The 1,358-nt window shown below is 75.6% G+C and carries 2 protein-coding genes; one reads left to right on the forward strand and one right to left on the reverse strand.

Annotated features, from left to right (window positions below; translation table 11 throughout):
• Positions 1–17: 17 nt before the first annotated feature.
• Positions 18–680, reverse strand: a complete 663-nt coding sequence (locus tag SSBG_RS26800; RefSeq protein ID WP_008749192.1) for a pyridoxamine 5'-phosphate oxidase family protein — start codon at positions 678–680, stop codon at positions 18–20.
• A gap of 87 nt (positions 681–767) precedes the next feature.
• Between SSBG_RS26800 and SSBG_RS26805 the strand changes: the two genes are divergently transcribed.
• On the forward strand, positions 768–1,358 hold a 591-nt coding region (locus SSBG_RS26805), incomplete at its 3' end, for a GntR family transcriptional regulator (protein WP_037870726.1).

Below are 1,358 nucleotides of genomic sequence, written 5' to 3' on the forward strand. Positions count from 1 at the left end.
CCGCCCCCGTACCCGTCTCAGCGGCTCAGGTACTCCGGGAGCCGGACGGACGGGGACAGGTCGGCGGCCGGTTCCGGGGCGCCGTACGTCTGCTGGACGGGAAGGACCCCGGACCAGTACGGGAGGTCCACGTCCTCGGGGTCGTCGTTCGGGCCGCCGGTGCGGAGCTTCGCGGAGACCTCCGCGAGATCGAGGCGGAGGACGGCCGTCGCGGCGAGTTCCCTGGCGTTCGCGGGACGCGAGTCGGCGGCCCGCCCCGCGACGACCTGGTCCACGATCGTGTCGAGCGCCATACGCTTCTCCGCCTCGTCCCGCACCTGGCGGGCCAGGCCCCGCACCACGACCGAGCGGTAGTTGAGCGAGTGGTGGAAGGCGGAGCGGGCGAGGACCAGGCCGTCCACGTGGGTCACCGTGAGACACACGGGGAGCCCGGGGTCCTGGCGTGCCGAGCGCAGCGGGCGCGAACCCGTCGAGCCGTGCACGTACAGCGTCTCGCCGCGCCGCGCGAACAGGGTCGGGAGCACCACCGGCTCGCCCTCGCGGACGTAGCCGAGGTGGCAGAGCCAGGCGCTGTCGAGTATCGCGTGCACGGTCGGCCTGTCGTAGCGGGCCCGCTCGGCGGAGCGCGTGGGCGTCGTGCGAGGGGTGCGGGCGTAGGGCTGGGAGGGCTCGGTGGTCATGCGGGTCTCTCCTCGCTGCGAAACGCACGGGGTGCGGTGGGGCGGTACGACTTGCGCCCCCGATTGCACTAGTGCAAACTGCTGTTTGTGCTAGGAGAGTATCGGATTTCCGGGCGGCGTGCCGCCGATATCGCCGCTGACGTGGAACAGGCCGTGGGGCGCGGCGAGTTGGGGCCGGGGGATGTGCTGCCGCCGATGCGGGAGCTGGCGGCCGGGCTCGGCGTCAACGCGAACACGGTCGCCGCCGCGTACCGGACGCTGCGCGAGCGCGGCGTCATCGAGACGGCGGGACGGCGCGGGAGCCGGGTGCGGGCGCGCCCGGTGACGACCGCGCGGGACGCTGCCAGGATCGTCGTCCCGCCCGGCGCGCGGGACGTCGCCTCGGGCAACCCCGACCCCGCCCTCCTGCCCGCGCTCGCCCCGGCCTTCGCCGAGGCGGCCGCCGCGAGCGACGCGGACCCGGTCCTCTACGGGCACGCGCCCCTCGATCCCGCCCTCGCCGCCCTCGCCCGCGCCTCCTTCACGGCGGACGGAGTGCCGGACGGGCCGCTCGCCGTCACCTCGGGGTCCCTCGACGCGATCGAGCGCGTCCTCGCCGCGCACCTGCGCCCCGGCGACGCGGTCGCGGTCGAGGACCCCGGCTGGGGCAGCCTCCTCGACCTCGTGCCCGCGCTCGGG

The sequence above is a fragment of the Streptomyces sp. SPB074 genome (assembly GCF_000154905.1).
Classification (GTDB): domain Bacteria; phylum Actinomycetota; class Actinomycetes; order Streptomycetales; family Streptomycetaceae; genus Streptomyces.

What these genes read in the sequence shown, in the direction of transcription:
- SSBG_RS26800 (WP_008749192.1), bottom strand. Translation starts at nt 680, where the DNA reads ATGACCACCGAGCCCTCCCAGCCCTACGCCCGCACCCCTCGCACGACG.